This window comes from Candidatus Culexarchaeum yellowstonense (genome assembly GCF_024707025.1).
In the GTDB taxonomy this organism is placed as follows: domain Archaea; phylum Thermoproteota; class Methanomethylicia; order Culexarchaeales; family Culexarchaeaceae; genus Culexarchaeum.
Window position 1 is genome coordinate 1 of the sequence record NZ_JANGFQ010000257.1, and the last position, 3,812, is coordinate 3,812.

Genomic DNA, 3,812 nt, shown 5'->3' on the forward strand with positions numbered 1-3,812 from the left:
GTCTATTAGTGCTGCGCCTTTATGGTTTATGGCTGATATTATTGTTTGTTTTAAGTGTTTTATGTCCATTGCGTATGATCTTGCAATAAACGTGTATCCTGATGATAATGCCAGTGTTATTGGGTTTATGCTTTCATGGATGTTTTCTCTCGTTAACGCTTTTGTCTTTATTCTAATTGGTAGTGTTGGTGAAGCTTGACCTTTTGTCAATCCGTATACTCCATTGTTGTGTAGTAGCACTTTTATATCTATGTTCCTCCTTCCCAAAGCTACTAGATGTCCAGCTCCTATTCCAAGTAGGTCGCCGTCACCTCCATTTACTATTACTGTTAAGCTTGGATTGGCAAGTTTTATTCCGGTGGCGAATGGTATTGCTCTTCCATGTAATGTGTGTACTCCATTTACATTTACGTAATGTGGAATTTTCCCTGAGCATCCTATTCCTGAAACTATGACCGTGTTTTGTGGGTTTGCATTTAATTCTTTTAGTGCTTGTGTTAATGCTGCTAATATCCCATAGTTTCCGCATCCTGGGCACCAGTCTACCCATAGTTCTGTTCTATATTCATGCCCCACTCATTAACACCTCCCTTTTACTTTTTCCACTTAATATGTTTCTAATTGCTTTCACCAGTTCATCTTTGTATATTGGTCTGCCAGTGTATTTCAGTATCCTGTTTTCAATAATTTTTCCAGTGTGCATTGAAATCACCATTGATGCTTGTGATAGGTAGTTGTTTTCCACCATTATGATTTTGTCTATTTCATATTTCGATATTATTTGGGATATTTCCCTTGAGGGGAATGGTGAAAACATCTTTATGTTTAAGTGTGATCCATTGATTCCGTAGATATTTCTTAATGTTTTTAAAGCGTCTATGCAAACCCCCTTGGTTGAGCCCCAACTTATAAGCAGACAATCCTTCCCTTCATCTAAGTATGTGTATTTTAATTTTTGTGGAGTTTCTGTTTCTATCAGCTTCATTTTATTCATTCTCTTCTCATACATTTTTGCTCTTGTTACTGGATCTTCTGTTATATGCCCTTCTTCGTTATGTTCATCTCCAGTATACCATGATATTGCTTTGCTGCCAATGTATGCTCTTGGGGATATTATGTTATTAAGGTCGAATCTCTTATAATCCCCCTCTTCATGCACAATATTACCTCTATCGATTTTTATTTCATCTATGTTTGGTATTGGTATTGAAGCTATTGTGTTGGCTATGAATTTGTCTAGCAGGTGTATTACTGGAACTTGGTATTTTTCTGCTAAGTTTAATGCTTCTATGGTGTCATAGAATGCTTCTATATGATCCCCTGAGGTTAATACTATTCTTGGAAATTCTCCATGTGATGCTGATAACGTGAATAAGAGGTCTGCTTGCCCTCCTCTTGTTGGTAATCCTGTGCTTGGTGCTCCTCTTTGATAGTATGTTATCAATATGGGTGTTTCATTATTTCCAGCCCATCCCAATGCTTCCACCATTAAACTGAATCCAGGTCCACTTGTGGTTGTGGTGCTTCTAGCACCAGCTAGGGAGGCTCCTATTACTGATGATATTGCTGCTATTTCATCTTCGGTTTGCAATACGCAAATCCCTATTTCATCACCGTTTTCCATGGTTATCCTTTCATATGATTCTATGAATAAGCTTTCATCTGCTGCAGGTGTTATTGGATAGTAGCTTTGATATCTTACTCCCCCAATTATTTTGGCAATTCCAACAATATCGTTTCCACTTACAACCATGTACTCTTTATGTCTAGGTTTGGGCTTCTTTAATTTAATTTCGTATTCTTCTCCCACAATTTCGTCGATCATTTTTATTACGTGCATATTTGTTTTTACAAGTGATTCTCTCCCTTCAAATCTAACGTTTAATGCGTAGGTTAATGCCTTCTCATTTATTCTAAGTATTTTAGCTATTGCTCCAACTATTATTGCACTTATGTATCTTGAAACTTGAGTTGCTGGTATACTGTATTTTTCTGTTAGATTTGACAATATTTGTTTAAAGTTTATTCCCAGTTTTCTACAATTTAAATTGTTGATTAGTTCTTCTATGGTTATATTCTTCAATCTTCTTTTGACTTCTTCTTCCATGCTTTTTACATCTTCTAATTTTACTTTCAAAACTCCTGTATCATATATTAGTATTCCATCCGGGGCTAAATCGTTTTGATGTGTGAATATTGTTTCAGCATCCATTGAAGCTATTATTTGTACTGGGTATTCGAGGGATATGGGTTCTTCTTGTGAAGATACTTTCATATGTATGTAACTGTGCCTACCAATTATGTTGGAATGGTATTCACGGTCTGATATCACTCCATATCCCAGTTTAACAAATGCTGTGGTCATTATTTGTGATATGGTTTCCAATCCAGAGCCTTGTGGTCCTCCGAGTATTATATTTATCTCATCCCTTTCCTCCATATTTCATCATCCTGGGTAAGTCTCTTCTATTATGGTTTCATCTATTAGGAAGTTTCTTGATGGTTTATGCTCTTTATGTTTCAAATATTCCTCAAAAGTGTAAATGGGCTCTTTGCATATTGGACAGTACATTATGCCACCAGCTTCAAATATTCCCTTTACATCTTCTATCCTTTGCTCAACGTATTTTTGACAAGGTTCTCTAGTTCCCAAAGTCATAATGTCTAGTTCTTCGCATTTCCCAATATATGGGAATATTGGGTGTGGCAGATATTTTGAACATTTATAACATGTTCCGTTCATAACCTACCATCAAAGAGTATATGGTTGAGTAAAATATATAACTATTGTGATTTTCACATGTCTTCTTTCGTCAGTATTTTTTGTGCTTCGGTTAATCCCTTTCCAAGTTCTATTGGTGTACCGAGTTTATGTAGGCTTCTCTCTATTGCCCCTATTGTGGCTAGTATGTCGTTGGCGTTGACTGGCCCCATATGTCCAACTCTGAAGTACTTTATGTTTGGGTATAATCCTCCAGCCACTATTACATTCCTCTTTTGCATTTCCGCTAGGAATTGTTGTACTTCTATGTTTTGTGGTAAGTATATGGCTGTTACTGTTGATGCAGCGTAATCCTCATTTTTCGCCATAACATTTAAGCCTATGCCTCTAATGCCTGCTCTGAACGCTTTTGAAAGTGTTTTATGCCTCCTAAACCTCTTCTCCATACCTTCATCTAATATTAGTTTTAAGCTCTTATTTAATGCCATTATTAGATTTACTGCTGGTGTAGCGAAGTATGCTGGTTTAAGTTCTTCATGAGCTTCCATAACCTTTATCCATCTATTTAAATCCATGTAGTATGGTGTAAGGGTGGATTTTGTTTCTTTAAGTTTTTCCAATGCTTTTGGCGATAGCCATATTATGGCTAATCCAGGAGGTACCCCCAATGCTTTTTGGCTTCCAGTGAAGAGTACGTCTATTCCCCAATCCTTCATGTATAATTCTTCTCCAGCCACGCTACATACTCCATCCACCACTAGTAGCGTTTCGTCATGATGTTTCTTCACTTCTTCTCCAAGGCTTTTCAATTCCTGTTTTACCCCTGTGCTTGTATCCACATGGGTTACTGTTATTAGGCTGTATTTCTCTTCATCTAGCTTCTCCATTATCTTTTCAGCTTCCACTCTGCTTCCCAGTTCATTTACTTTAAGGATATCCACTTTAACTGGGTATCTTGATAGTAGTTCTATCATTCGATCTCCAAAGTATCCATTGGATACCACAAGTATTTTGTCTCCGCTTTTTATGAAGTTTGTTGTGCTTGTTTCCATGGCTAGTGTTCCGCTTCCAGCGAGGATTACTGTTTTAT

At 37.0% G+C, this 3,812-nt stretch carries 4 protein-coding genes; all 4 read right to left on the reverse strand.

All coding sequences use genetic code 11. The features are described from left to right. On the reverse strand, positions 1-576 hold a 576-nt coding region (locus MRT15_RS12350), incomplete at its 3' end, for a thiamine pyrophosphate-dependent enzyme (RefSeq protein WP_304330595.1). After that, positions 566-2,440 (reverse strand): 2-oxoacid:ferredoxin oxidoreductase subunit alpha, encoded by a 1,875-nt coding sequence (locus tag MRT15_RS12355; protein ID WP_304330596.1) that lies wholly within the window; start codon positions 2,438-2,440, stop codon positions 566-568. The genes MRT15_RS12350 and MRT15_RS12355, both read right to left, overlap by 11 nt. Before the next feature lie 6 nt (positions 2,441-2,446). Continuing rightward, positions 2,447-2,743 (reverse strand): hypothetical protein, encoded by a 297-nt coding sequence (locus tag MRT15_RS12360; RefSeq protein WP_304330597.1) that lies wholly within the window; start codon positions 2,741-2,743, stop codon positions 2,447-2,449. A gap of 53 nt (positions 2,744-2,796) precedes the next feature. Next, a partial coding sequence (locus MRT15_RS12365) for an alanine--glyoxylate aminotransferase family protein (RefSeq protein WP_304330598.1) occupies positions 2,797-3,812 on the reverse strand: 1,016 nt, incomplete at its 5' end.

Excerpts from the sequence above, each read along its gene's own strand:
- MRT15_RS12355 (WP_304330596.1), bottom strand. The coding sequence starts at position 2,440 with ATGGAGGAAAGGGATGAGATAAATATAATACTCGGAGGACCACAAGGC.
- MRT15_RS12360 (WP_304330597.1), bottom strand. The coding sequence starts at position 2,743 with ATGAACGGAACATGTTATAAATGTTCAAAATATCTGCCACACCCAATA.